29 protein-coding genes are annotated in these 22858 nt (G+C 63.9%); 13 read left to right on the top strand and 16 right to left on the bottom strand.

Annotation, left to right across the window (positions count from 1 at the left end):
• Window positions 1-35: 35 nt before the first annotated feature.
• Window positions 36-1277, bottom strand: coding sequence for an MFS transporter (locus AWB82_RS31885; RefSeq protein WP_086973290.1), 1242 nt, complete (start codon window positions 1275-1277; stop codon window positions 36-38).
• Between the two features lie 235 nt (window positions 1278-1512).
• Between AWB82_RS31885 and AWB82_RS31880 the strand changes: the two genes are divergently transcribed.
• Entirely contained in the window at window positions 1513-2199 is a 687-nt protein-coding gene (locus AWB82_RS31880; protein WP_086973289.1) for an orotate phosphoribosyltransferase, read from the top strand.
• 406 nt (window positions 2200-2605) lie between these two features.
• Here AWB82_RS31880 and AWB82_RS31875 read toward each other — a convergent pair whose 3' ends face one another.
• Window positions 2606-3316 (bottom strand): response regulator, encoded by a 711-nt coding sequence (locus AWB82_RS31875; RefSeq protein ID WP_086973288.1) that lies wholly within the window; start codon window positions 3314-3316, stop codon window positions 2606-2608.
• 296 nt (window positions 3317-3612) lie between these two features.
• On the opposite strand from AWB82_RS31875, the gene AWB82_RS31870 reads away from it, so the two are divergent.
• The 3 genes from AWB82_RS31870 to argC all read left to right on the top strand — a co-directional run bounded on the left by AWB82_RS31870 (window position 3613) and on the right by argC (window position 5943).
• Window positions 3613-4203 carry a YbhB/YbcL family Raf kinase inhibitor-like protein gene (locus AWB82_RS31870; protein WP_086973287.1) on the top strand — a complete coding sequence of 197 codons (591 nt, stop codon included), beginning with the start codon at window positions 3613-3615 and terminating at the stop codon, window positions 4201-4203.
• A 125-nt stretch (window positions 4204-4328) separates the two neighbouring features.
• The gene (locus tag AWB82_RS31865; protein WP_086973286.1) at window positions 4329-4943 is read left to right on the top strand and encodes a flavodoxin family protein; all 615 of its coding nucleotides are present in this window, start codon (window positions 4329-4331) and stop codon (window positions 4941-4943) included.
• Window positions 4944-4989: 46 nt separating this feature from the next.
• Window positions 4990-5943 carry an N-acetyl-gamma-glutamyl-phosphate reductase gene (argC, locus tag AWB82_RS31860; RefSeq protein WP_086973285.1) on the top strand — a complete coding sequence of 318 codons (954 nt, stop codon included), beginning with the start codon at window positions 4990-4992 and terminating at the stop codon, window positions 5941-5943.
• A 234-nt stretch (window positions 5944-6177) separates the two neighbouring features.
• Here the strand turns inward: argC and AWB82_RS31855 are convergent, their stop codons facing one another.
• From AWB82_RS31855 to AWB82_RS31840, 4 genes are all read right to left on the bottom strand, one after another.
• Window positions 6178-6543 (bottom strand): response regulator, encoded by a 366-nt coding sequence (locus AWB82_RS31855; RefSeq protein WP_086973284.1) that lies wholly within the window; start codon window positions 6541-6543, stop codon window positions 6178-6180.
• Window positions 6544-6550: 7 nt separating this feature from the next.
• The gene (locus tag AWB82_RS31850) at window positions 6551-6991 is read right to left on the bottom strand and encodes a hypothetical protein (protein WP_086973283.1); all 441 of its coding nucleotides are present in this window, start codon (window positions 6989-6991) and stop codon (window positions 6551-6553) included.
• A 165-nt stretch (window positions 6992-7156) separates the two neighbouring features.
• The gene (locus tag AWB82_RS31845; protein WP_096031475.1) at window positions 7157-7786 is read right to left on the bottom strand and encodes a LysE family translocator; all 630 of its coding nucleotides are present in this window, start codon (window positions 7784-7786) and stop codon (window positions 7157-7159) included.
• A gap of 95 nt (window positions 7787-7881) precedes the next feature.
• Entirely contained in the window at window positions 7882-8898 is a 1017-nt protein-coding gene (locus AWB82_RS31840; RefSeq protein ID WP_268811046.1) for an NAD(P)-dependent oxidoreductase, read from the bottom strand.
• Between AWB82_RS31840 and AWB82_RS31835 the strand changes: the two genes are divergently transcribed.
• Together AWB82_RS31835 and AWB82_RS31830 are read left to right on the top strand one after the other, a co-directional pair.
• Complete coding sequence (locus tag AWB82_RS31835; RefSeq protein ID WP_086973280.1) at window positions 8872-9627, top strand: Mut7-C RNAse domain-containing protein; 756 nt, start codon at window positions 8872-8874, stop codon at window positions 9625-9627. The genes AWB82_RS31840 and AWB82_RS31835 overlap by 27 nt on opposite strands.
• Window positions 9628-9691: 64 nt before the next feature.
• The gene (locus AWB82_RS31830) at window positions 9692-9961 is read left to right on the top strand and encodes a hypothetical protein (protein WP_235023519.1); all 270 of its coding nucleotides are present in this window, start codon (window positions 9692-9694) and stop codon (window positions 9959-9961) included.
• A gap of 170 nt (window positions 9962-10131) precedes the next feature.
• Here the strand turns inward: AWB82_RS31830 and AWB82_RS31825 are convergent, their stop codons facing one another.
• The 5 genes from AWB82_RS31825 to AWB82_RS31805 all read right to left on the bottom strand — a co-directional run bounded on the left by AWB82_RS31825 (window position 10132) and on the right by AWB82_RS31805 (window position 14641).
• A complete protein-coding gene (locus AWB82_RS31825; protein WP_086973278.1) occupies window positions 10132-10443 on the bottom strand; it encodes a cupin domain-containing protein in 312 nt (103 codons plus the stop codon).
• Between the two features lie 11 nt (window positions 10444-10454).
• Window positions 10455-11744: an MFS transporter gene (locus tag AWB82_RS31820; protein WP_086973277.1), complete on the bottom strand. Its 1290-nt coding sequence runs from the start codon at window positions 11742-11744 to the stop codon at window positions 10455-10457.
• Between the two features lie 182 nt (window positions 11745-11926).
• Window positions 11927-12244 carry a high-potential iron-sulfur protein gene (locus AWB82_RS31815; RefSeq protein ID WP_086973276.1) on the bottom strand — a complete coding sequence of 106 codons (318 nt, stop codon included), beginning with the start codon at window positions 12242-12244 and terminating at the stop codon, window positions 11927-11929.
• Between the two features lie 134 nt (window positions 12245-12378).
• Window positions 12379-13479, bottom strand: coding sequence for an NAD(P)/FAD-dependent oxidoreductase (locus AWB82_RS31810; protein WP_086973275.1), 1101 nt, complete (start codon window positions 13477-13479; stop codon window positions 12379-12381).
• A gap of 184 nt (window positions 13480-13663) precedes the next feature.
• A complete protein-coding gene (locus AWB82_RS31805) occupies window positions 13664-14641 on the bottom strand; it encodes an AAA family ATPase (RefSeq protein ID WP_086973274.1) in 978 nt (325 codons plus the stop codon).
• 353 nt (window positions 14642-14994) lie between these two features.
• On the opposite strand from AWB82_RS31805, the gene AWB82_RS31800 reads away from it, so the two are divergent.
• The gene (locus tag AWB82_RS31800; RefSeq protein WP_086973273.1) at window positions 14995-15516 is read left to right on the top strand and encodes a hypothetical protein; all 522 of its coding nucleotides are present in this window, start codon (window positions 14995-14997) and stop codon (window positions 15514-15516) included.
• Window positions 15517-15566: 50 nt separating this feature from the next.
• Entirely contained in the window at window positions 15567-16373 is an 807-nt protein-coding gene (locus AWB82_RS31795) for an endonuclease/exonuclease/phosphatase family protein (RefSeq protein WP_086973272.1), read from the top strand.
• A 5-nt stretch (window positions 16374-16378) separates the two neighbouring features.
• Here AWB82_RS31795 and AWB82_RS31790 read toward each other — a convergent pair whose 3' ends face one another.
• Window positions 16379-16774 (bottom strand): response regulator, encoded by a 396-nt coding sequence (locus AWB82_RS31790; protein ID WP_086973271.1) that lies wholly within the window; start codon window positions 16772-16774, stop codon window positions 16379-16381.
• A 191-nt stretch (window positions 16775-16965) separates the two neighbouring features.
• On the opposite strand from AWB82_RS31790, the gene AWB82_RS31785 reads away from it, so the two are divergent.
• Complete coding sequence (locus AWB82_RS31785; protein WP_086973299.1) at window positions 16966-17562, top strand: alpha-ketoglutarate-dependent dioxygenase AlkB family protein; 597 nt, start codon at window positions 16966-16968, stop codon at window positions 17560-17562.
• A gap of 6 nt (window positions 17563-17568) precedes the next feature.
• Here AWB82_RS31785 and AWB82_RS31780 read toward each other — a convergent pair whose 3' ends face one another.
• Window positions 17569-17967: a RidA family protein gene (locus AWB82_RS31780; RefSeq protein ID WP_086973270.1), complete on the bottom strand. Its 399-nt coding sequence runs from the start codon at window positions 17965-17967 to the stop codon at window positions 17569-17571.
• A 118-nt stretch (window positions 17968-18085) separates the two neighbouring features.
• On the opposite strand from AWB82_RS31780, the gene AWB82_RS31775 reads away from it, so the two are divergent.
• Window positions 18086-18580 carry an MgtC/SapB family protein gene (locus tag AWB82_RS31775; protein ID WP_086973269.1) on the top strand — a complete coding sequence of 165 codons (495 nt, stop codon included), beginning with the start codon at window positions 18086-18088 and terminating at the stop codon, window positions 18578-18580.
• On the opposite strand, the gene AWB82_RS31770 is transcribed toward AWB82_RS31775, so the two are convergent.
• The 3 genes from AWB82_RS31770 to arsC form a co-directional block, all read right to left on the bottom strand.
• Complete coding sequence (locus AWB82_RS31770) at window positions 18577-19749, bottom strand: GGDEF domain-containing protein (protein ID WP_086973268.1); 1173 nt, start codon at window positions 19747-19749, stop codon at window positions 18577-18579. The genes AWB82_RS31775 and AWB82_RS31770 overlap by 4 nt on opposite strands.
• A gap of 245 nt (window positions 19750-19994) precedes the next feature.
• Entirely contained in the window at window positions 19995-20264 is a 270-nt protein-coding gene (locus tag AWB82_RS31765; RefSeq protein WP_086973267.1) for a hypothetical protein, read from the bottom strand.
• A gap of 126 nt (window positions 20265-20390) precedes the next feature.
• Window positions 20391-20813 carry an arsenate reductase (glutaredoxin) gene (arsC, locus tag AWB82_RS31760; RefSeq protein ID WP_086973266.1) on the bottom strand — a complete coding sequence of 141 codons (423 nt, stop codon included), beginning with the start codon at window positions 20811-20813 and terminating at the stop codon, window positions 20391-20393.
• 464 nt (window positions 20814-21277) lie between these two features.
• Between arsC and AWB82_RS31750 the strand changes: the two genes are divergently transcribed.
• The 3 genes from AWB82_RS31750 to AWB82_RS31740 all read left to right on the top strand — a co-directional run bounded on the left by AWB82_RS31750 (window position 21278) and on the right by AWB82_RS31740 (window position 22774).
• A complete protein-coding gene (locus AWB82_RS31750) occupies window positions 21278-21580 on the top strand; it encodes a hypothetical protein (RefSeq protein ID WP_143756946.1) in 303 nt (100 codons plus the stop codon).
• 103 nt (window positions 21581-21683) lie between these two features.
• The gene (locus tag AWB82_RS31745; protein WP_086973263.1) at window positions 21684-21950 is read left to right on the top strand and encodes a cupin domain-containing protein; all 267 of its coding nucleotides are present in this window, start codon (window positions 21684-21686) and stop codon (window positions 21948-21950) included.
• A gap of 8 nt (window positions 21951-21958) precedes the next feature.
• A complete protein-coding gene (locus AWB82_RS31740; protein WP_086973262.1) occupies window positions 21959-22774 on the top strand; it encodes a DUF72 domain-containing protein in 816 nt (271 codons plus the stop codon).
• The last annotated feature ends 84 nt before the right edge of the window (window positions 22775-22858 follow it).

Raw genomic sequence — 22858 nt, 5'->3', positions numbered from 1 at the left:
ACGTTTCAGCGCAATCTCGTCCGATGACTCCGCGTTCAGTCGAGCTCCGCGCCGCGTTTCTCGGGGATGAGAAAGAGCGTCGCGACGACATCGAGCAGATAAATCGACGCGAGGAATCCGAGCGCGACCGCGAACGAGTAACGCGCCGCCAGCGCGCCGACCGCGACCGGCCCCAGACCGCCCACCGCGCGCCCGATGTTGAACAGCACGTTCTGCGCGGTCGCGCGCGCTTCGGTCGGGTAGATCTCGGAAATCAGCGCGCCGTAGCCGCCGAGCATGCCGTTCACGAACACGCCCATCACCGCGCCGCCGATCAGAAGCGCCGACGGGCTCGTCAGATTGGAATAGACGAAGACCATCGCGACCGCGCCGATCTGATAGACGAGAAACGCCGGCTTGCGCCCGAAGCGGTCCGCCGCGAGCCCGAACAGCCAGATGCCGAACGCCATCCCGAGCACGGTGGCAGCGGTCCAGAGACCCGATTTCGTGAGCGAGTAGCCGAACGTCTTCGAAAGGTAGCTCGGCAGCCAGATCATCAACCCGTAGTAGCCGAAGTTCTGCACCGAGCACAGGATGATCACGCCGAGGCTCGCGCGCGCGGTGCGGGCATCGTCGAAAAGACGCTTGAGCGGCAGCTTGCGGGCGGCATCGGCTTTCGCGGCCGCGCGGCGTTCGGTGAAGAGCGCCGGCTCTTCCACATGCCGCCGCACGAAAAACGACGCCACCGCCGGCAACAGCCCGACCGCGAACATGCCGCGCCAGCCGATCACGGGCAGAAGCATCGGCGTGATGAGGGCGGCGGCGAGCACGCCCAGTTGCCAGCCGATCCCCACATACGACGACACGCGCGCCCGCAACCGCGCGGGCCACGCCTCCGCGACGAGCGCCATGCCGATGCCGAACTCCCCGCCCAGCCCGATCCCGGCGACGGTGCGATAGATCAGCAGGTCGCCATAGCCCTGCGCGAGCGCGCACAGGCCGGTGAAAACGGCGAACAGGAGAATCGTCCAGGTCAGCATGCGCACGCGGCCGAAGTAATCGGACAGCATGCCGAACACGACGCCGCCCGCGACCGCGCCGGCGAGCGTCCAGGTGACGAGCGCGCCGGATTGCGCGGGCGTGAGATGCAGATCGGCGGCGATCGCGGGCAGCATGAACCCGAGGATCAGCAGATCGAAGCCATCCATCGCGTAGCCGAGAACGGACGCGATGAGCGCCTGCCGCGCGTGGCGGGTGGGCGCGACGTTGGAATTGTCTGTAGAGGGAACGGATGTCATCGAGCGAAGTGAAGTTACGCAGCAGCGCCGCGAGTTTACGCGTGAGCGCCACGGCTTCACAACCGCAAACAATTCGCCCCGACACGCGTCGTCGGGTAAAATGGCGGGCTGCGCGCGCAGGAAACGTCTAAAAGCCCGTCGAAAGACGGCTCTTTCCGCGTCGAACCATGCGCCAAGGCCCTCGCGGCCGCCTCCCCGCTTTTCCAAGCGCCATATCAAGTCCAAGGATTCGCCCATGACAGGCTTCGATCGCCAGACGATCTCCGACACCACCGCCAAGATGTTGCTCGAAGTGCAGGCGGTGCACTTCAACGCGGAAAAACCGTACATCTTCACGTCCGGCTGGGCGAGCCCGGTGTATATCGACTGCCGCAAGCTGATTTCCTACCCGCGCGTGCGCCGCGGCCTCATGGAGATGGCCGAAGCAACCATTCTGCGCGACGTCGGCTACGAGCAGATCGACGCGGTCGCCGGCGGCGAGACCGCGGGCATCCCGTTCGCGGCATGGATCGCCGATCGCCTGATGGTGCCGATGCAATACGTGCGCAAGAAGCCCAAGGGTTTCGGCCGCAATGCGCAGATCGAAGGTTTGCTGACCGAAGGGCAGCGCGTGCTGCTGGTCGAGGATCTGACCACCGACAGCCGCAGCAAGATCAATTTCATCAACGCGCTGCGCACTGCCGGCGCGACCGTGAATCACTGCTTCGTGCTCTTCCACTACAACATCTTCAAGGAGAGCGTTTCGGTGCTGAAGGACATCGACGTCGATCTGCACGCGCTCGCCACGTGGTGGGACGTGCTGCGCGTCGCGAAGGAACAGGGCTATTTCGAGACGAAGACGCTCGATGAAGTCGAGAAATTCCTGCACGCGCCGGCGGAATGGTCGGCGGCGCACGGCGGCGCAACCTCCGCTCCGCAATAAATGCGAAAGCCGCTGATTTGAAGTCAGCGGCTTTCATGAGATGGTCAGCCCGACCGAAATGGCCCGATCGGCTTACGCTGATCGGGCCATTTCATTTTTCGGAAGGCCGTCTTTCGTTCGGCCATCAAACGCGTCTGATCGCGCCGCGATTTGTAAGTTATTCGTGGACGGCAGCAAGACCGACCTCGCCGATGCCCAGGCGATCTGCCAAGCCCGCGACGCGCTGGGCACCAACGCGCCGCGACGAGCGACCAGATTTACGCTTTATGCTCGAATTCGGCAACCGATTTCCGGTGGGCCTATTTCGAGTCCAGTTACATTTTCGCAAAGCCCTACTTTCAGTGGTCACAATTCGCGGTTGCAGAAAATAGGTTGCTCATACATTTAATTCGGCAAGCGAAATAATCTACAGCGAATTCGGATTGCGTAGCGAATCGTCGAGCGAGCCGTCGCCCGAATACGCCGAGAGATTCATTAATCCATTGCTTTGCGCATATTGAAACAATTCTGAATCGCGTTCGATGCCGAGTTTTCGCATCGCCGTGTTCTTTTGCGTGCTGATTGTCTTGATGCTGCGCCGCAATTGAGCCGCAATCTCGGTGATTGTCATGCCGGAGACAAACAGGCGCACCACCTCCAGTTCGCGCTTGGACAGGATCACGCTGCGCTGCTGCCCGTTGGCGCCAAGGCCCATGCTGTCGAGCGCCGCCTTCACCGACGGCCCGAGGTACTCCTGCCCGCGCATCACATGCTGGATCGCCCAGCCGATGTGGTTCATGTCGTCGGCCTTGTTGATGATCGCCATCACGCCGACTTCGCGCAAACGTTTCAGCAAGGCCGGATTTTCGAGCATTGTCAGCACGACGAGTTTCACCCGCGGGAACTGCCGCCCGATATAACCGAGCAAGGGCATGCCGTCGCCGTAAGAGCCGCCGGGCATGGCGAGATCAGTGACGAGGACATCGCAGGGCAATTTCTGTAGCAACTGGACGAGTTCGGTGGACTGGCGCGCCTGCCCGACCACGTCGACCTCCGGGAATTTGTTCAGCGCTTGCGTCGCGCCAAACAGGATCACCGGATGATCGTCGGCGATAACGACTTGTATTCGCTGGCTCATTTACATCTCCTGTATATCGGTCGATTTTGTTGCCGCGCGAATCTGCATCGAATTGCTCATTTCTTTGTTCAATCGAGTCGGGAGTCGTGTCGCCGTCACGGCGCTGCTTACACTATGTCAAAACCGATCAGCACGAAATGCGCCATCGGTTAAGTCTCAAGGATTCCAAGCTTTAATGCTTTGTTGCAATGTTAAACTGCAAGCTGGCAGGAAGCGCATCACTGAGACAAAAAACATCGTTGCGGCCAGCGAAACGCTGCTATAACGCGCGATGATACTGAACAGGAGTTCAGCCCATGCGCCTCACCGCCCGACGCGTGAGTTCGACTGGCCATGTCGTATCAGTACTGTTCATCGCCCTAGCGGCAGCGGTTTTCGCCATTTCGCGCGCGGCCGCGGCCGATCCCGCCTTCACCGTGACCAGCACGGATCTCGCGCCCGGCAAGACCATCGGGCGCGATCTGCTTTTCGACCAGTCCGAGTGCAAGGGCGGCAACCGCTCACCGCAGATTTCCTGGCACGGCGCGCCCGCGAACGCGCGCAGCTTCGCCGTGACCGTCTTCGATCCCGATGCGCCCGGGCGCGGCTGGTGGCACTGGGCGGTCGCCGGCATTCCCGTCGGCACGGATCGCCTGTCGAACAATGCGAGCGCCTCGGGCGCGTTGCGCAAGATGGGCGCGATCGAGGCGCGCAACGACTGGGACACCGACGGCTACGGCGGCCCCTGCCCGCCGCCCGGCAAACCGCATCGCTACGTCGTGACCGTATACGCGCTCAATAGCGCCGATCTGCGGCTGCGTCAAGGCACGCCCGCGCTGATGTTCGAGCACGAGATCCGCACGATGACGATCGCGAGCGCCCAGCTCACCTTCACATACGGCCGCTAGATTGACGCCGAGAACCGTGCGGTCGCGCCGGTCGGTCAAAAATAGTCTTTGCTAGACTGGCCCGAACCGTCCGCAAGGCACGCCCTCGGCGTGGGCCGCGGCGCACGGACCGACTCGGGGAAACCATGCCGAACATCATCATCGTTTATCACAGCGGCTACGGCCACACGAAGAAGGTCGCGGAAGCCGTGCTCGGCGGCGCAACCGACGCCGGCGCGAACGTGAAGCTCATCGCCGTAGGCGAACTCGACGAATCCGCCTGGGCTGAACTCGAAGCGGCCGATGCCATCGTTTTCGGCGCGCCGACGTACATGGGCGGGCCGTCCGCCGACTTCAAGAAGTTCGCCGACGCAAGCTCGAAGCCGTGGTTCGCGCAGAAATGGAAGGACAAGATCGCGGCCGGTTTCACGAATTCGGCGCACATGAATGGCGACAAATTCCTGACCATCTCGTATTTCGTGACGCTGGCAATGCAGCACGGGATGATCTGGGTCGGCACGGGCATGATGCCGTCGAACACGAAGGCGGCCACGCGCAACGACCTGAATTTCGTCGGAGGCTTCACGGGACTGCTCACGCAATCGCCCGCGGATGCCTCGCCGGAAGAGGCGCCGCCAGCCGGCGATCTGGAAACGGCGAAGGTTTTCGGCGCGCGCATCGCGGCCGTGACGGCGCGCTGGATCGGCGCACGGGCCGGCGTACAAAATGACGGACATCAACCCGCCTCGGAATCGCACTAAAATGTCGGTTTTGCGGCAAGCGCCCGCATGAACCAGCGAGATCGAGATGACCACGAAAGTATTTGTCGACGGACAGGAAGGCACCACCGGCCTGAAGATTTTCGAATATCTGTCGCAGAGGCGTGACATCGAGGTGTTGCGCATCGAGGACGCGAAGCGCAAGGACGTGGAGGAGCGCCGCCGGCTCATCAACGCGTCGGATGTGACGTTCCTGTGTCTGCCGGATGTCGCGTCGCGCGAATCGGTTTCGCTCGTCGACCGCGACAACACACGCACCGTGATGATCGATGCCAGCACGGCGTTCCGCACGCAGGACGACTGGGCGTATGGTCTGCCGGAGCTTTCGCGCGCGCAGCGTGAGCGCCTGCGCACGTCCAAGCGCATCGCGGTGCCGGGCTGCCACGCGTCCGCGTTCGTCCTGTCGGTGCAGCCGCTCGTCGCGGGCGGCCTCGTGCCCGCCGATTTCAACGCCCACGCCTACTCGATCACCGGCTACAGCGGCGGCGGCAAAAAGATGATCGCGGAGTACGAAGCGGGCGGCGACGAAAAGCTCATGAGTCCGCGCCCTTACGCGCTCGGTCTGACGCACAAGCATCTGCCGGAAATGTCGGTGCGCACGGGTCTGAAGCGCGCGCCGATCTTCACTCCGATCGTCGGCCCGTTCCTGAAGGGCCTCGCCGTGACGACGTATTTCTCGCCCGACCAGCTCACGCGCCAGGCGAAGCCGCAGGACCTGCGCGACATGCTGGCCGAGTACTACGGCAACGAGCCGTTCATACGCGTCATGCCCTTCGACGCCGAGAGCAATCTCGACGCCGGCTTCTTCGATGTCCAGGCGTGCAATGAAACGAATCGCGTCGATATTTTCGTTTTCGGTAACGACGAGCGTTTCGTGACCGTCGCGCGCCTCGACAATCTGGGCAAGGGCGCATCGGGCGCGGCGATCCAGTGCATGAATCTGGCGATTGGCGCGAACGAGGACGCGGGTCTCGCCGGCTGATCGCGCTACATCCGTATTCGAAAAGGCCGATTCGCCGCGAGGCGGATCGGCCTTTTTGCTTTTGTCGTCGCGCCGCAATATCGCGACGCAGGGACGAAAAAAAGCCCGCCAAAGCTGGCGGGCTGAATCCATATCAGTGGAGACATGGAGGAGACGGAGTAAATATATCAAGAATATTGGTGCGTCGCAACATTGGGGGTTGCGGCACGCTGACACATGACAAGTCGATGGAAATCAGGGTTGCAACATCGACAGGATGAACTGAAGCTGATCCGCGGAAATCGGTTTGACGAGATGCACGTCGAAACCGGCTGCGAGCGTCATTTCCCGATGCTGCGGCTGGCCCCAGCCGGTCAGCGCGACGAGCATCAGCGCGTGGCCGTTGGGCATCTTGCGCAATTGGCGCGCCGCCGAAAGCCCATCGACGAGCGGCATGCCGAGATCGAGGATCACCACTTCCGGGTCGAACTGCACGGCGACTTCGACGGCTTGTGCGCCGTCTCCCGCGAGCGCGACTTCGTAGCCCATGCCGGTCAGCAGATTCGCGAGGCCGGCGAGCGCATCGTCGTCGTCATCGGCTATGAGGATGCGCTTGCTCACAATGGCCTCACCGGGAACCGTAAATTTCGAGTTTCAGCGTGTTCGATCCCGCCTGCGCCGCCGTGATCTCGGTGCGCGCGCCGCGTGCGCCCAGATAGAAATGCTGGCGCGCGGGCGAATTCTGGTCGTGCGTCGCGTCGGGCAGGCACGATGCGATATCCGCCGCGACGCCCTGCAGCGCGTCGGCGCTGGAGCCGCTGCGCGGCGTCCACGTGCATCGATAGTTGGTCTGCGATGCGGCGCACTTCGCGTCGTCGCCGTAGGGCAGCGCGATCGCGCGGCCGTCGAATGCCGAAAGCGATGAAAAATTCGGCGCGGGGGACACGATCCGCTTGAGCGTATCGCACGGGTTTGGCGTGTCGTCGGCGCGTGCGCAAGTCGTCGCCAGCACCGCGAAGCAAAGCGGCAGAAGCGAACTCAGCGCGGCGCGTCGGCCAGTCAGATGCATGAGGCGCCTCCCTTTTTTAGCTAGTTCTTCTCGTTTCGCCGCGAATTGGACGAGCGTGACGGCGCGACTATGCGCCCGCGATCCGCGCATGTATGTTCGAAAGCGAATGAAGCACTGCAAACCAGAAGCAACTCCCGCACCCGTTCATGCAGACGTTTGGCAGCGTCAGTGGCGCACGAGCGCCATCATCGCGCCGAAGCCGACGAACACGCCGCCCGTCAGCCGGTTGAACGCCTGCGCGACGCTCGCGCTTTTCAGCTTGTCGCCGATGCGCGCGCCGAGTCCCGCGTACACGGCGTACCAGCTCACCTCGATGACTGCGAACGTCGACACGAGCAGCGCGAATTGCGGCAGCACCGGCCGGCTTGCGTCGATGAACTGCGGCAGAAGCGCCGCCGCGAAAAGGATCGCCTTCGGATTGCTGCTCGCGACGAGAAAGCCGTTGCGAAAGAGCGTGGAGCGTTTGAAAGAATGCGCGCCGCCGGTTTCGTCGCGGACGTCGACCGCGGCCGCTTTCGCGCGCCAGCTTTTCACGCCGAGCCAGACGAGATATGCCGCGCCGGCCAGACGCAGCGTGTCGAAGAGGCGCGGCCACGCGTCGAGAAACACGCCCAGGCCCGCCGCCGACACCGACAACATGATGACGAGCGCCGTCAGACAGCCGGCCATGGTGGCCGTCGAACGCCTGATGCCATGCCGCGCGCCGTGCGTCATGACGAGCAGCATGTTAGGACCGGGAATCGCGGATACGACGAAGACAGTGGCGACGAACAGCCACCAGAGATGCAGGCTCATTGCGGCGTGGCGAAGAAGAAACGGGATTCGCATTATGCCGTCCGCCCGGGCCGAATCGGGCAGAACGGCGCCTTCGCCACACCGCGAGAATGGAATCAGCGCCCGGCGCGGCGCGCCGCCACCTGACCGAGCACGGCGAAATCCTTCTCGCCGTCGCCGTGAGCGAGCGCGTCGACGAGATTGTCGCGCACGACGCTCGCCACCGGCAGCGGCACGTTGACGGCATCCCCGGCGGCGATCGCAAGACGCACGTCCTTCAGTCCGAGACGCGCCTTGAAGAGCGCGGGCTCGTAGCGTCGCTCGGCGATCATCTTCCCGTAGCCCTGATACACCGGCCCCGGAAACAGCGAATTCGTGATGACGTCGAGCAGCGTCTGCGATTCGATGCCGTGGCCGTTCACGAGCGCCGCCGCCTCGCCAAAGCTCTCGATCGCCGATGCCAGCATGAAATTCGCCGCGAGCTTGAGCACGTTCGCGTGCTGCGGTTCGCTGCCGACGCGCCAGGTTTTCTGACCGAGCGCGTCGAGGACGGGCTGAACGCGGTCGATCGCGTCGCTCGCGCCCGCCGCCAGAATGTTGAGCTTGCCCGCCGCCGCGACGTCCGGCCGCCCGAGCACCGGCGCGGCGACATACGCGACGCCGTGCTGCGCATGCAGTTCGGCGAGTTCGCTGGCGAGCGCCGCCGAGATCGTCGCCATGTTCACGTGCACGAGGCCCTTCGGCGCGTGCTTGAGCAGGCCGCCATCGACAAGCACGGAGCGCAGCGCGTTGTCGTCCGCAAGCATGGAGAACGCGGTGTCGCCGGCGAACGCCTGCTCGGGCGTATCGACCACTGAAGCGCCCTGATCCGCGAGCGCGCGCGTCTTGTCGCGCGAGCGATTCCAGACGCGCACCGTGTGTCCCGCCTTGAGCGCGCGCTCCGCCATCGCGCCGCCCATTTCGCCCAGTCCGATGAATCCGATGTCCATGCTCGTGTGCCCCTTTGCCTTGTCCGCTCGCCGCGCGCGCGTAAAGGCGCGCGGACCGAGCGCCAGTAGAGCACATCGTCGGAAAGCGCGCAGAAGCGTGCAATGCGATACTGCGACATGGTCAAGGCGCGCTTTCACTTCCATCGCGAACTGAACGAATTCCTCGCTCGATCCCTGCGCGGGCACACGTTCGCGTGCGCGTGCGCGAAGTCTTCTTCGACCAAGCACATGATCGAGGCGCTCGGCGTGCCGCATACGGAAGTCGATCTGATCGTGAAGACCGGCCGCGCAGTCGGCTTCGACGCGCAGATCGAGCCGGACGATCTCATCGAGGTTTATCCCGCGGGTCACGCGCCCGCCGGCATGGAGAACGGCGCGCTATTGCTGCGCCCGCCGCTCGACCCCGCCGATCTGCGTTTCATCGCCGATGCGCATCTCGGCGGACTCGCGCAACTGCTGCGTCTCGCGGGCTTCGACACGCGCTACGACAACAACTTCCCCGACGACGAAATCGAGCAGCTCGCGCAGGACGAATCGTGCATCGTGCTCACGCGCGATCGCGAATTGCTCAAGCGCCGCACCGTTTTGCGCGGATGTTATGTGCGCACGCTGCAAGCCGACGACCAGTTCCGCGAGGTTTCGGAGCGCTTCGATCTCGCGCCGCATGTGCGCGCGTTCCGGCTCTGCCTGATGTGCAACGCGCCATTGCGTGCCGCCGTGCCCGGCGAGATCGACGGCCGCGTGCCCGAAGGCGTGCGCGAGCGGCATGCGCGTTTCGTGACCTGCGACGTGTGTCATCGCGTGTTCTGGGAAGGATCGCACTGGCGGCGCATGCGGGAGCGCATCGATGCGCTGGCGGAGGCGGACCGCTAAAGTCTGTTCACATACAATACGGGGTTTGCAATCTTTGCAATCAATCGTCGCACTGGAGCATCACGTGAACAAATTCCAATTGGAACAGACCAAGGCATTCAAACTTGCCAACGACCTCAAGAAAGGCGGCCCTGGACGCGTAGGCGCCGCGGACGCGCAGAAAACCGATCGGCGCGAGCAGCGCAAGCTCGATCAGGCGAAGGGACTCGTGCCGTTCGCGTGCAAGCTCGATGAAAAGCTCGTGAAGCAGTTGAAGGAACGCGCCGAAGCGCATGAAGGCGGGTTGACGGAAGCGCTGGCGGAATTGCTGGTGAAGGCTGGGCTGGAGCGGTAATTCGATGCCCGGCCACGCTGCCGTTTGTCGGCGTAGTGGCCGCGGCAGCGAACGATAAGAAGCTCCTTCGTGGATCCGGCGCGACCGCATCGGATTAATTCAACAATCCTGACCATTTCCCGCCGTCGTGCTGAACCGCACAACGATGGGCAAATGATCACGGGCGTCCGTCAAACGCTCCCTTCCTTCTCGATCACCAGAATCCGCGCTTCGCCGACAGGCTCCGCGAAATGCTCGTCGCCGGCTTGCGCATGAAAAATGTCGCCCGCGCGCAGCGTCAACGTGCGCTCGCCTTCGCCGTCGCGCACGTGCATTCGCACTTCGCCCTGCATCACGGCAAACACTTCCTCGCCGTCGTTCACATGCCATTTGTACGGCTTGTCGGTCCAGTGCAGACGGCACGACGTGCCGTTCATCACGCAGATATCGAGCGCGCCCCACGCGCGCTCCGCCGTGAATTTGCCGCTTTCGATCACTTTCATTCGAATTCCGCCTAGCGTGTGAAGTCACGCGCTTCGTCGACGTCCGCATGGCGCGTCGCCGGAATGCACGCCACCGCGATCAGCGAGAGCACGAGCCCGCCCATCACATAGAAAGTGGGCGCGAGCTGCGATTCCGTCACGCGAATGAGCCACGTGACAATGAACTGCCCGAAGCCGCCGAAGATCATCACCGCGATGTTGTACGCAAGGGAAAGTCCCGTCGAGCGCACGTGCGCCGGAAACAACTCGGCGATGAGCGCGCCGAACGGCCCATAGTAGCCCGACAACGCGATCGACAGCAGCGCCTGCACGACGATGAGCCGCATCACGCTCGGTTCCGCCGCGAGCCACGCGAAGAGCGGATAGATGATGACGAGCGTGATCGCGAGCGACCACAGCGACAGGCCCTTGCGCCCGATGCGATCCGACCACGCGCCCGCGATCGGCGAAAGCACCGTCAGCAGAAGATTGCCGACGATCAACGCCGTGAACGACTGGCCATACGGCAACTTCAGTTGCTTGACGGCGAAAGTGGGCAGATAGGCGATCAGCACGTACACGGTCACGGTCAACGCGATCACCGAGCCGAGCCCGCACAGCACTTCGCGGCTATGCGTGCTGAACACCTCGCCGAGCGTCGCGCGGCGCGCCGTCTTCTTCGCGTGCAGGAACGCTTCGGTATCGGCCATGTTGCGGCGGATATACAGTCCGATTGGCCCGATCACGAGACCCAGGATGAACGGCACGCGCCATCCCCAGGAATCGAGCGCTTCGGGCGACAGTCCGCGCGAAATCGCCGCGCCGACGATCGCGCCGAGCAAGAGCGAAGCCGCCTGGCTCGCCATCTGGAAACTGCCGTAGAAGCCGCGCTTCGAAAACGGCGCCGCTTCGATCAAAAGCGCGGTCGAACTGCCGAACTCGCCGCCGGCGGAAAATCCCTGCAGCAACCGCGCGAACACGATAACGAGCGGCGCGCCGACGCCGATCGCGGAATACGGCGGCGCTATCGCCAGCAGGAGAATGCCGAGCGTCATCAGTCCGATGACGAGCGTCAGCGCCGCCTTGCGCCCCTCGCGATCCGCATAGAGCCCGAGAACGATGCCGCCGACCGGCCGCATCACGAACGCGACGCCGAAGGTCGCGGTGGTCAGAAGAATCGACGAATAATCGCTGTCGCTCGGAAAGAACAAACGGGCGATGACGACCGTCATGAAGCCGAACACGGTGAAGTCGTACCACTCCAGCGCGTTGCCGATGACCGCCGCCGTCACGGCGCGCGCGTTCAATGCTCTTCCTGGCATGCGATCCCCTAAGGTCATTGGCTTGGGTGTCCGCGCTTTGTTCTAAAAGATGCGCACGCGCGGCTCTTTTTGCCTTCGCGAGTGTAAAGACGCTTTTTCTCCCGATCAAGCTAAATGAACACGAAGAAAAGCGCGCCGGGCCTTTCGACCGGGCGCGCTTCCCGAAAAGACATCGATCGCGGTTATGCCTTCTTCACATACGCGCTGCACCAGCCCTTCGATGCGACCTGCTTGTTGCTGAACATCGGGCACGGCGCGTAGGCGTCCGTCGGCTTGCCCTGATAGAACTGACAGTTGCCGCAATCCTGCCCGGCGGCGTACTTCGCAAATTTGGCCTTGTCGACCTTGCTCGCGTCTTCCTTGTAGCCGAGTGCCTGCGCGGTGGGATCGCTTTCCGCGACTTTGGCGGCGTCGGCGGCGAAGGCTGCCTTCGATCCGAGCGCGAACGTCGAGGCGACGCCCACGCTGGTGATGAGAAACGTGCGACGTGATGTCTTCATGGTGACTCGCTCCATGTTGTATTGGGGGACCAAGCGCCGTTCTTGGCGACGGCGACACCCGAGCATAGCAATCTGGAAGCGCGTCGACGACGCCAAATGTTAGAGATAAGGGACCGCGAAAAGTAGCATCTTGGTCAGCGCGCCATGTCGGCGACGCGTTCGGCGATCGCGAGCGATGCGGTCAATCCCGGCGATTCGATGCCGAACAGGTTCACGAGCCCGGGCACGCCGTGCGCCGACTTGCCCTGGATCACGAAATCCGCCGCCGCCTGACCGGGACCGGACAGCTTCGGCCGGATGCCCGCGTAGGCGGGTTGCAATGCGTCGTCGGGCAGGCCCGGCCAATATGCGCGGATCGCGGCGTAGAAGGAATCGGCGCGGCGCGGATCGACGTCGTAATTGAGCGCCGGCACCCATTCGACGTCCGGGCCGAATTTCGCCTGGCCGCCGAGATCGATCGTCAGATGCACGCCGAGCCCGGCTTCGTTCGGCATCGGATAAATGAGCCGCTCGAACGGCGCGCGTCCGCTCACGCTGAAGTAATTGCCCTTCGCGAAGTAAAGCGGCGGCACGTGACGATCGTCGAGCCCGCGAATGCCCCGCGCAATCTCGTTCGCATGCAGGCCCGCGCTGTTGATGAGAAACGAGGCGCGCAAACGCGCGGGCGACGCGCCGCCCGTCTCGACGATGAAGCAGCCCTCGCGCGCATCGATGGACGTGACCGGCGTATGGAAAACGATGTTCGCGCCGTGATTCTCCGCCTCGCCCTGCAGCGCGAGCATGTATTGATGACTGTCCACGATGCCCGTCAGCGGCGACCACACCGCCTCGACGCACTGCAGTTGCGGCTCCATCTCCGCAGCCTGCGCGCCGCTGATGCGCGCGAGCCCCTTCACTCGATTCTCGATGCCCTTCTGCTCCAGCGCCGCGAGTTGCGGTACCTGATTGCGCGCCGTGGCAACGAGCAGCTTGCCGCATTGCCGGTGCGGGACGCCGTGTTCCTGACAGAACGCGTAGAGCATGTCGCGCCCGCGCACGCAGAGTTCCGCCTTCAGCGATCCGCGCGGATAGTAGATGCCTGCGTGAATCACCTCGCTGTTGCGCGAACTCGTGCCGATGCCGATGCCCTCGCCCGATTCCAGCACGATGACTTCGCGTCCGCGCTTGGCCAGGGCGCGGGCGATCGCCAGTCCGACGACGCCCGCTCCGATTACTACGCACTCGATCCGATCCATGTCTTTGTCCGCGGCAGATTTGTCCCAACTATTCTACGTTCGAGACTATTGCGCGATACACAACAAACGTACATGGATTGCTTCGTTTTCCGGTGCAATTCAGAAAAAGGCAAGAATCTGGCCGCCAGATGTCAAAAATGACAGGTTTTGACGGCCTTTTTGACAATTTCGCAAATAGCGCTCTTCAGAAACCGATCGCTTTTTTGCGTGCATTTCGATCGATCTGGATGTCGCGCGCCTCGACGTGATGCCTTGCGTCGATGCGCGCGTTACCGAACGCGTTCAACATCGCGCGCCGCATGCCGCGCGGCGACGCTTGCGTGAGCGCGTCGAGCGGCGCGTCGCCGAGCGTTTCCGGAAAGCGCGCGCCCCAAGTGTGGGCATTGCGGATTTCGGCGTAAATCGACTGCGCGATGCGCCGCGCGCCGTCGCGGTCGGGCGACGGAATTTCGTAGACGTTCATGCGGTTCATCAGCGGCTCGGGAATCGCGCGCGCGTCGTTGGCCGTCGCGATCCACACGACGTTGCCCGCGTTGATCGGCACTTCGGCGAATTCGTCGACGAAAGTCTGCGCCGTGTCGTGCTCCAGCAGCGCGTAGAGCGCGCCGAGCGGATCGTATTGCGCGTCGCCGGTGGCCTTGTCGATTTCATCGACGGTCATGACGGGATTCGCGTAGCTGCCGTTCACGAGCGCGTCGAACACCTTGCCGGGTTTCGAATTGCGCCATTGCGACGACGCGCCCGACAGAACCCAGCCCGCCGTGAGCGAACTCATCGCGACATAGTGGCTGGACGTGCCGAGCAGCCGCGCGAGCTGCTTCGCGAAATGCGTCTTGCCGATGCCCGGCTCGCCCAGCAGCAGCATCGGCATGAGTTCGAGGCGATCGTCGGTTTCGAGGCACAGCGCGATCTGCTTGCGGATATCGGCGAGCGGCTCCTCGAAGTTCGGCAGATCGGCGGCGAGATCGTCAACCGACGGCATGCGGTTCGGCTTCACGCAGAAACGCAGATTGCCTACCTTGAGCATTTTTTCGTAAGTGGCGCGCAAGGCGTCGTTCGCGCCTTCGGAGAGATCGTTGAGCGCGGACTCCACGTCGTCGAGACTGTAGACCTTGCTGAACGATGCCACCGCGAGTTCCTGTTTGACCACGGCCGTCGTCATGTCACACCCCGTCAATTTTTATGGTCGACGAATCCAGTGTATCGACGCCAAAACCGCGTGCAAGCGAGCAGTCGAACGCGTGTGCTGCTAACCGCACGTTAGTTTTCATCGATGAGGTCGTGATGCGCGCGCGCTAGTATCATCGTCGGGACCGACGCGGCGAGCGGGTTCGAAACCTGCTCCGTTTCAGGCTCAGGTTGAGCTTCGTTTCGTTCGTCAACAATTGTGTTTCGCTGGCTGGCTGAACCGCAGCCGCGCCGCCGTGTCACAACGAAGTCGCCGAGGAACGCCGATCCCGCGGTCGCGCAAGACGCGCCGCCATCCGAACAGTCCGCGCGCAGGAGTCGCCTTCAATGCATAAAACGATACGCACCGCCTTTCTGAATGTCGCGCTCATGACGGGCGCCGGCCTCGCCGCGTTCGGCGCGCACGCGCAAGGCACGCCGACGCAGCCAGTCACGTGGGAGTTGCAGGTCGTGCGCGACGGGCAACAGGTGGACTCCTTCTCCGGCACGACGAACGTCGGGCAGGCGCGCACGGACACGCATCACAACAAGGTGCAAAACCGCGTCGGCTGCGCGGATCAGCCCGCGGGCGACATCGATCTGCAACGCACGATCACCATCTCGCCCACCCACGCGAGCGCCGACGACATCACGCTCGCCATCGACGCGCAGGAAACCTTGCAGGAGGACAACTCGCGCACGTCGACGTCCGGCTGCAAGGTGCCGCCGGTGCCGCGCCAGGTGAGCGGCTCGCATCCGGGCCTCGTGCTCAAGCCGGGTGAATGGGGACAGTGGCAGATCATCGACAGCAACCCGTCGCTTGCATACCGCGTACGCGCGAGCCTCGGCTCGTCGACGGCGGCGCAATGACAATCGCGGCGACATAGCCTCAAAAGGCCGCCGCTCAAGACAAAGAACGCATGCGAAACCCAGAACATCTTCCACCGGCCCCGTCCGCGCATTCGGCCACGCCGGACTTCACGGCGGTCAGCTGGAATCTTCACAAGGGCCGTTCGCCCCTCGGCCTGCGCGCCTGGAACGCGATGCAGCGGTGGGTTCAGACCACCAACGCCGACGTCTATTTTCTCCAGGAAGCGATGGCGCGGCGCATGCCGCAGCCCGTGCTCGCGAGCGGTTTCGGCAAGCCGCTCGGCGCGCCGCTCGACGATGTCTGGCATTGTCAGGCAACCGAGATCGCCACGACGCTCGAATTGCAGATCGCGCTCGGGCCGAACGTGCTCAAGCCGTCGTGGCGGCACGGCAACGCGATTCTCTCGCCGCATCCGCTCGATCTCTCCGGGCGCTGGGACATCTCGGCGCATCGCTTCGAAAAACGCGGCTTGCTGGTCGCGCGCGCGACCTTCGCCGGGCAGGGCATCACGTTGCTGTGCGCGCATCTCGCGTTGACGCGTCAGGCGCGGCTGCGTCAGATGAACTGGATCGCGCACTGGATCGCGAAGGAAGCGCCGGACGGCCCGCTCATGCTCGCGGGCGATTTCAACGACTGGCGCAACGACTCCGTGCCGCTCTTCGCCGAACTGGGCATGAGCGAAGTCGCGACGATGCTAGGCGAATCGGGCCGCACGTTCCCGGCGTTCTCACCGGCGCTCGCGCTCGACAAGATGTTCGTGCGCGGCCTGAAACCGGTCGAATGGCTCGTGCCGACGCAGGACACCGCGTGGCTGTCCGATCACCTGCCGTACATGGCGCGGCTGCGCGTGGAGTAAAGCGCCTAGGGTCTCGCGAGCAGCGCTTCCAGATCGCCGATGGTGACGGGCTTCGTCAGATGATGATCGAAGCCCGCGTCGAACGCGCTCTGCCGATCGGCGTCGCTGCCCCAGCCGGTCAATGCGAGCAGCAGCGCGCTTCGGGTCGCGTCGCGCTTTCTCATCTCGCGCGCGACATCGAAGCCGTTCATGCCCGGCAATCCGATATCGAGCACGACGACATCCGGCTTGAAATCATCGATCGATGCGAGCGCGCGTGGACCGTCATGCTCGGTGCGCACTTCATGGCCGAGCGCTTCGAGCAGCATCGACATGGCAAGCGCCGCATCGGCGCTGTCGTCGACGAGCAGGATGCGGCGGCACTGCGCCGCGCCGCCGCTCGCTTCGGCGGTGATATTCATGCCATTCCCCGTGAGTCGCCGTCGCGCGGAAAGGGACGAAGCGGATGTTCGGACCCTCGCACGACTTTATTGAGATGATCCGGGGAATGTAGCACAGCGGCTTCGCGTACAAGGCAATGAACCGGCAATTACGGCGCGCGGCGGCTCTGCTATCGTGAATGCTTCTTCCGCCGCCGTTGCGCAACACAGTCATGTTCGATCTCTTCGACGACATTCCCAAGCCCGACGTCGCGTGGCATCCGGACTGGATCGACGCCGACGCAGCCTCCGATCTGATGGGCGCGCTGATCGCGGAAGTGGCCTGGCAGCAGGACACGATGACAACGCCCGGCGGCCGCGTGCCGCTGCCGCGCCTGACCGCGTGGCAAGGCGAGCCGGACGCCGTCTATGTCTATTCGGGCATCCGCAACGTGCCGCAGCCGTGGACGCCCGCCGTCGCGCAACTTCGCGAGCGCGCCGAAGCCGCCTGCGATGCGCGCTTCAACAGCGTGCTGCTGAACCGCTACCGCAGCGGGCTGGACAGCATGGGCTGGCATGCCGACAAGGAACGCGAGCTCGGGCCGGAGCCGGTGATCGCATCGGTGAGTCTCGGCGCCACGCGCACGTTCGAATTCCGTCACGCGCGCACGCACGCGACCCACACGCTCGCGCTCACGCACGGCAGCCTGCTCGTGATGCGCGGGCTCACGCAGCGCGAATGGGTGCATCGCGTGCCGAAGCAACCGGGTGCGCGCGGCGAGCGCATCAATCTCACGTTCCGCTGGGTCGATGCGTCGAAACTCGAATGATCGCGCTCACGGACGTTTGGCGACGAGATCGATTTCCACGAGCGCATCGCGCGCAAGGCCAGTCACGCCGATGCACGTGCGCGCCGGCAACGGCTTGGGCAGGAAGTACGCGCGGTACACCGCGTTCATCGCGTCGTAGTCGCGCTTGAACTCGGTCAGGAAAATACGCACGCTGACCACGTTGTCGAGCGCGAGGCCCACGCCGTTCAGCACGAGAATCAGGTTGTCCATCACGCGGCGCGTCTGCGCGGCGACGCCTTCGGGCAGCGGCGCGCCGTCGTCGTCCGGATCGGTCGGCATCTGGCCGGTCAGAAACACCCAGCCGTCGGCTTCGGCCGCGTGCGAGAAAGGGCCGACGGGCGCGGGCGCCGCATCGACCATCGTGAATTTGGGCAATTGACTCAATTTGTCTCCTCGTTGTGTGTCGGCATGGATCGGAACCGCACGTTAGCGCGCCAAAATTGCGCGTGCGTGGGCGCCTCGTGCGGAGATGGCCCGGCTTACGATTACCTTTTGATACGCGATGCTTCCCTATCCCATTCTCGTCGACGCCGTGTTGCGCATGCTGTCCGCGATGCTGATCGGCTGCATCATCGGCATCGATCGCGATCTGCACGGCAAGCCGACCGGCATGAAGACGCTCGGGCTCGTTTCGCTCGGTGCGTGCCTCGCGACGATGTGTGCGCAAGGCTTCTCGATGTCGCTCGCGCACGACGCCGACGTATCGCGCGCCGTGCAGGGCATCGTGACGGGCATCGGCTTTCTCGGCGCGGGCGTGATCCTGCAAAATCCGCGCGAGAATCGCGTGCGCGGGCTGACCACGGCGGCGTCGATCTGGGTGACGGCGGCCGTCGGCATCGTTTGCGGACTGGGTGTGTGGAGCGTCGCGTTCATCGCGATGATCCTGATGATCGCGTTGCTCACGATCGGGCGCGCCGTCGAGAAGCGTCTGTTACGGCGCTGGATGAACAAGCCGGAAGACGAACGTCAGCAATACGCCGACGTCGAAGAGGCCTAGACGAGCGCGTCGGCGGCGGGCGCCTTCACACGATTGCGGCCCGCGACCTTCGCGGCATAGAGCAGGCCGTCGGCGCGCGCCATCAGCGCCGTGAGCGGCTCGCGCCGGTCCCACGCCGCGATACCCGCGCTGAAGGTGTAATGCAGCACGCCGCCGGGCACGGCGCACGGTGTCGCCTCGACGGTCTTGCGCAGCCGCTCGACGAGTGCGGTGATGTCTTCGGCGCGCTCCGCCGTGCAGAAGAGACAAAACTCCTCGCCGCCGATCCGCCCGAACGCATCGTTCTCGCGAATCCGCGCACGCACGATCGACGCGAAATGGCGCAGCACTTCGTCGCCCGCCGCATGGCCGTAGCGGTCGTTCACGCTTTTGAAATGATCGATATCGACGACCGCGACGAACTCGCGCTCGCCGTCTTGCCGCGCCCGCGCGAGACGCTCGGCCGCGGCGGCCAGCAATGCCTTGCGCGAAAGCGCGCCGGTGAGATCGTCGAAACGCGCGAGCCGTTCGAGCCGCTGCGCAAGCCGGTCGTGCGCCATCATCACGAGGCCGATGCACAGCGACGGCAGCACGAGAATGCCGAGCGCGAGAAACATGATCTGCATCGCGCCGGGTTCGAGAAGCGCGGCGTGCGCGGGTGGCTTCGCGACATAGATCGCGCCGCGCACCGTGTGGCCGAGTGCGCCGAGCGCCGCCGCGCCGGCGACGAACAAGTAGTTGTAGCGCGGCCGTTCCTTCGGACGCTCGATCAGCACGCGCCCGGCTATCGCGAGATCGCACGCGGCATGAAACGCCGACACGATCACCACGCGCACGTTCACATCGGGCGCGACGTAGGTGAAGTACGCGATGCCCGCCATCACGCCGAACCACATGATCCAGCCCGTCCAGCGTTGCGCGGGACGCACCCGCACGTCGAAGAAATCGTTGCAGCCTTCGTAGATGAGCAGGATCGTGGCCGCGAGCAACTGATTCGCCGCGACGATGCCGAGCCACGCGGGCGCCACGTTCTGCACGGAGAAAAGCACGAGCGAAACGATTGCGAGCACGTTGGCCCAAAGCCAGCGCGGGACGCCGGCGATCGCGTGCGAGAGCAGCGAAATCAGCACCAGTATCGAGAGAATGCTCGATAGCGCGGTGACGACGAGAATGCTGACGGGACTGAACATCGCTGAAAGTGGACGGGATATCGCTCGTGCTTTGAGGAAGACGACGCCGGATGCCCGACACGTTCGAACTGCGCGCGGTGCGGCGAGATGATTCGCTGAAAGGGATTATCCGACCTCACTCGCGTGTTTACGGCCAAAATCGGCGCGCCTTGAATGGGCCACTGTGCGACACGGCGTCGCATTCCGCATGTAAAAACGCGGCGCAGCCTTTGGCCCGCCGCGTTCGAACGCGTTTTCCCCGCGACTTACCAGTCGTGACGCTCGCGCCAACGCTGCTCGCGGCGCATCTCATGATGCCAGCGGCGCTCGCGCCATTCGTGGCGGCGCCATTCGCGCTCGCGCCAGCGCTCGTCGCGATCGCCGTAACCGTAATAGCCGACCGGCACCGCTGGCTGCGCATACACCGGCACGCCGAAGCCCACCGCCACGTCGACGTGCGCATTCGCCGACGCCGATATCGCGAGTGCCGCGATCCCCGCCAGCCCGATAGCCGTACCAAGAAGTTTCTTCTTCATGTCGCTTTCTCCTTGCACCGAGTGCTCTGTAAGTCAGATGCAGTCTAAGAAGCGAGGCCGGATACAGGTGCAACGGGTTTGCCAGAAAGGTAACGTCAGGTAACGGTCAGCAAAAGCGAAGGTGCGTTAGCGCACGCGCTTGCCGGAAGAATCGATGACGACTTCGCCGTCTTCTTTCGTGAACGGCCCTTGCTGCGCTTCGGGCAGGATATCGAGCACCAGCTCCGATGGCCGGCAGAGCCGCGCGCCCTTGGGCGTATCGACGAACGGACGGTTGATGAGAATCGGATGCGCGAGCATCGCGTCAATGAGTTGATCGTCGGCGAGGCTTGGATCGTCGAGGCCGAGTTCGGCGTAGGGCGTACCCTTTTCGCGCAGCGACTCGCGCACCGAAAGTCCGGCGCGCGCGATCAGCGCGACGAGCGTCTCGCGGCTCGGCGGATGCGTCAGATACTCGATCACGGCCGGCTCGATGCCCGCGTTGCGGATCAGTGCGAGCGTGTTGCGCGAAGTTCCGCACTTCGGGTTGTGGTAGATGGTGACGGTCATGGCGGCGATGTCCCTGCGTTCGTGAGTAAGCGAAATAGCACGCCTCGCATTCTAGAGCCGAAGCCACGATGACGCGATCGACAGCCGCGCGCCACGCATGCGACTGGAAGCGCTGCGTGCGTTTATTTGTGCTGTTCATTCGCGCATACGCGGCCTATAACGAAGTGTGCAGCGCGGCATGCGTCTTCTGCGGACCCGCGGGTCCCTTTCGCCGGCAAGCGCACCGGCGCTCCGTCTGCATCGCATCGGCGAGATGCCATGCGAGAATCGCATTCGAACAAGTTCGGCAACCCGCCGCGGCACACGCAACCGCATCGGGAACCGGCGCCGACGTCCGTCCGACCGGCGCGCCATGCATGGCACATACGGCACACGTGGCACGTTCCGTGCGGATCGACGATTCGAATTAGCGAACAGCGTTACGCGGAGTTCACGCGAGCGCGCCTTCCGATCAAGGAGTCAACATGAAGTCACGTATCGCCATGGCGGCGCTCGCCGCCTCGTTACTCGTCACTGCGGGCCTCGCATCGGCTCAGCAGTCCTACTATCGCACCGCGCAGGTTCCGGGACAGGCCACCGCCGATACCTGGACCGACCCAAGCGCGCCTGCCCAAAGCGCCATGCAAAGCCAGTCGACCGACACGTCCTACGGCGGCTCGCCGATGACGACCGGCGCGGCCGGCGCAACCACGATGGGCACGATGGACAGCGCAGCCTCCAAGCCCTGCACGCGCGGGCCGCAATGCAACATTTTCTTCGGCAATTGAGCGGGCAGCGCAGCCGGTTCGACTGCATTAGCATGGGTGCATGACACTGCGCGTCCGTTCCACGAAAGCGGACGCGCCTTCCCTTTTCCATGGAACGGCCAGCATGCACCGCGACGAATTTCTCGCACTGCTTTCCAGCGAAGGTTTCAACGAAGCCGTCACCGTGACGCGCGAGGCGAGCGCTTCGCTCGATATTCACGCGCATCCGTTCGATGCCAAGGCGCTCATCCTCGAAGGCGATCTCACGATCCGCATCGGCGACGACGCGAACACCTATCGCGCCGGCGATATCTTCCATCTCACGACGAACGTCGACCATTCGGAGCGGTATGGGCCGCACGGCGTGAGCTATCTCGTCGGCCGGAAGTAGTCGCGTCGATGGCCGCCTCCAAAGGCAAGACCGCGAGCATTCGCGTCGGCATCGGCGGATGGACGTTCGAGCCGTGGCGCGGCACGTTCTATCCCGAAGGTCTCGCGCAAAAGCGCGAACTCGAATACGCGAGCCGCGCGCTGACTTCCATCGAAGTGAACGGCACGTTCTACGGTTCGCAGAAGCCCGCGACGTTCATCAAGTGGCGCGACGAAACGCCGGATGATTTCGTGTTCTCGCTGAAGGCGCCGCGCTACGCGACGAATCGTCGGGTGCTCGCCGAAGCGGGCGATACCATCGAACGTTTCTTCGGCAGCGGCGTGCTCGAACTGAAGGACAAGCTCGGTCCGATCAACTGGCAGTTCGCGCCGACCAAGAAGTTCGATCCCGAAGACTTCGAGCGCTTTCTCGAACTGCTGCCCGCGAAAGTCGAAGGACGCGCGATTCGTCACGCGGTCGAAGTGCGGCACGAGAGCTTTTGCGACGCGGCGTTCGTCGCGCTCGCGCGAAAGTATCGCGTCGCGGTAGTGATCGCTGGAGATTCGAAGTATCCGCAGATCGCGGACGTGACCGCGCCGTTCGTCTACGCGCGCATCATGGGCACGACGGACAAGCAGGCGAAGGGTTATGCGAAGGCGGCGCTCGATCGCTGGGCCGAGCGCGCGAAGACGTGGGCAGCGGGCGGCTCGCCGGACGACTTGCAGAGCTTCGGCAAGCCCGCGCCGAAAGCCGCATCGCGCGATGTATTTCTCTACGTCATCAGCGGATTCAAGGAGCGCAATCCCGCGGCGGGAATCGCGCTCATCGAGCGTTTGAAAGGCTAGCCTTTAACGCACGAGGCACGGCTTCTTGTTATCGAACTTCCAGTTCGGAATCAGATATTGCATCGCGACGCCATCATCGCGTGC

This window comes from Caballeronia glebae (assembly GCF_001545035.1).
In the GTDB taxonomy this organism is placed as follows: domain Bacteria; phylum Pseudomonadota; class Gammaproteobacteria; order Burkholderiales; family Burkholderiaceae; genus Caballeronia; species Caballeronia glebae.
The sequence above is the reverse complement of the archived record's forward strand: the minus strand, read 5'-3'. Positions and strand labels throughout refer to the sequence as shown.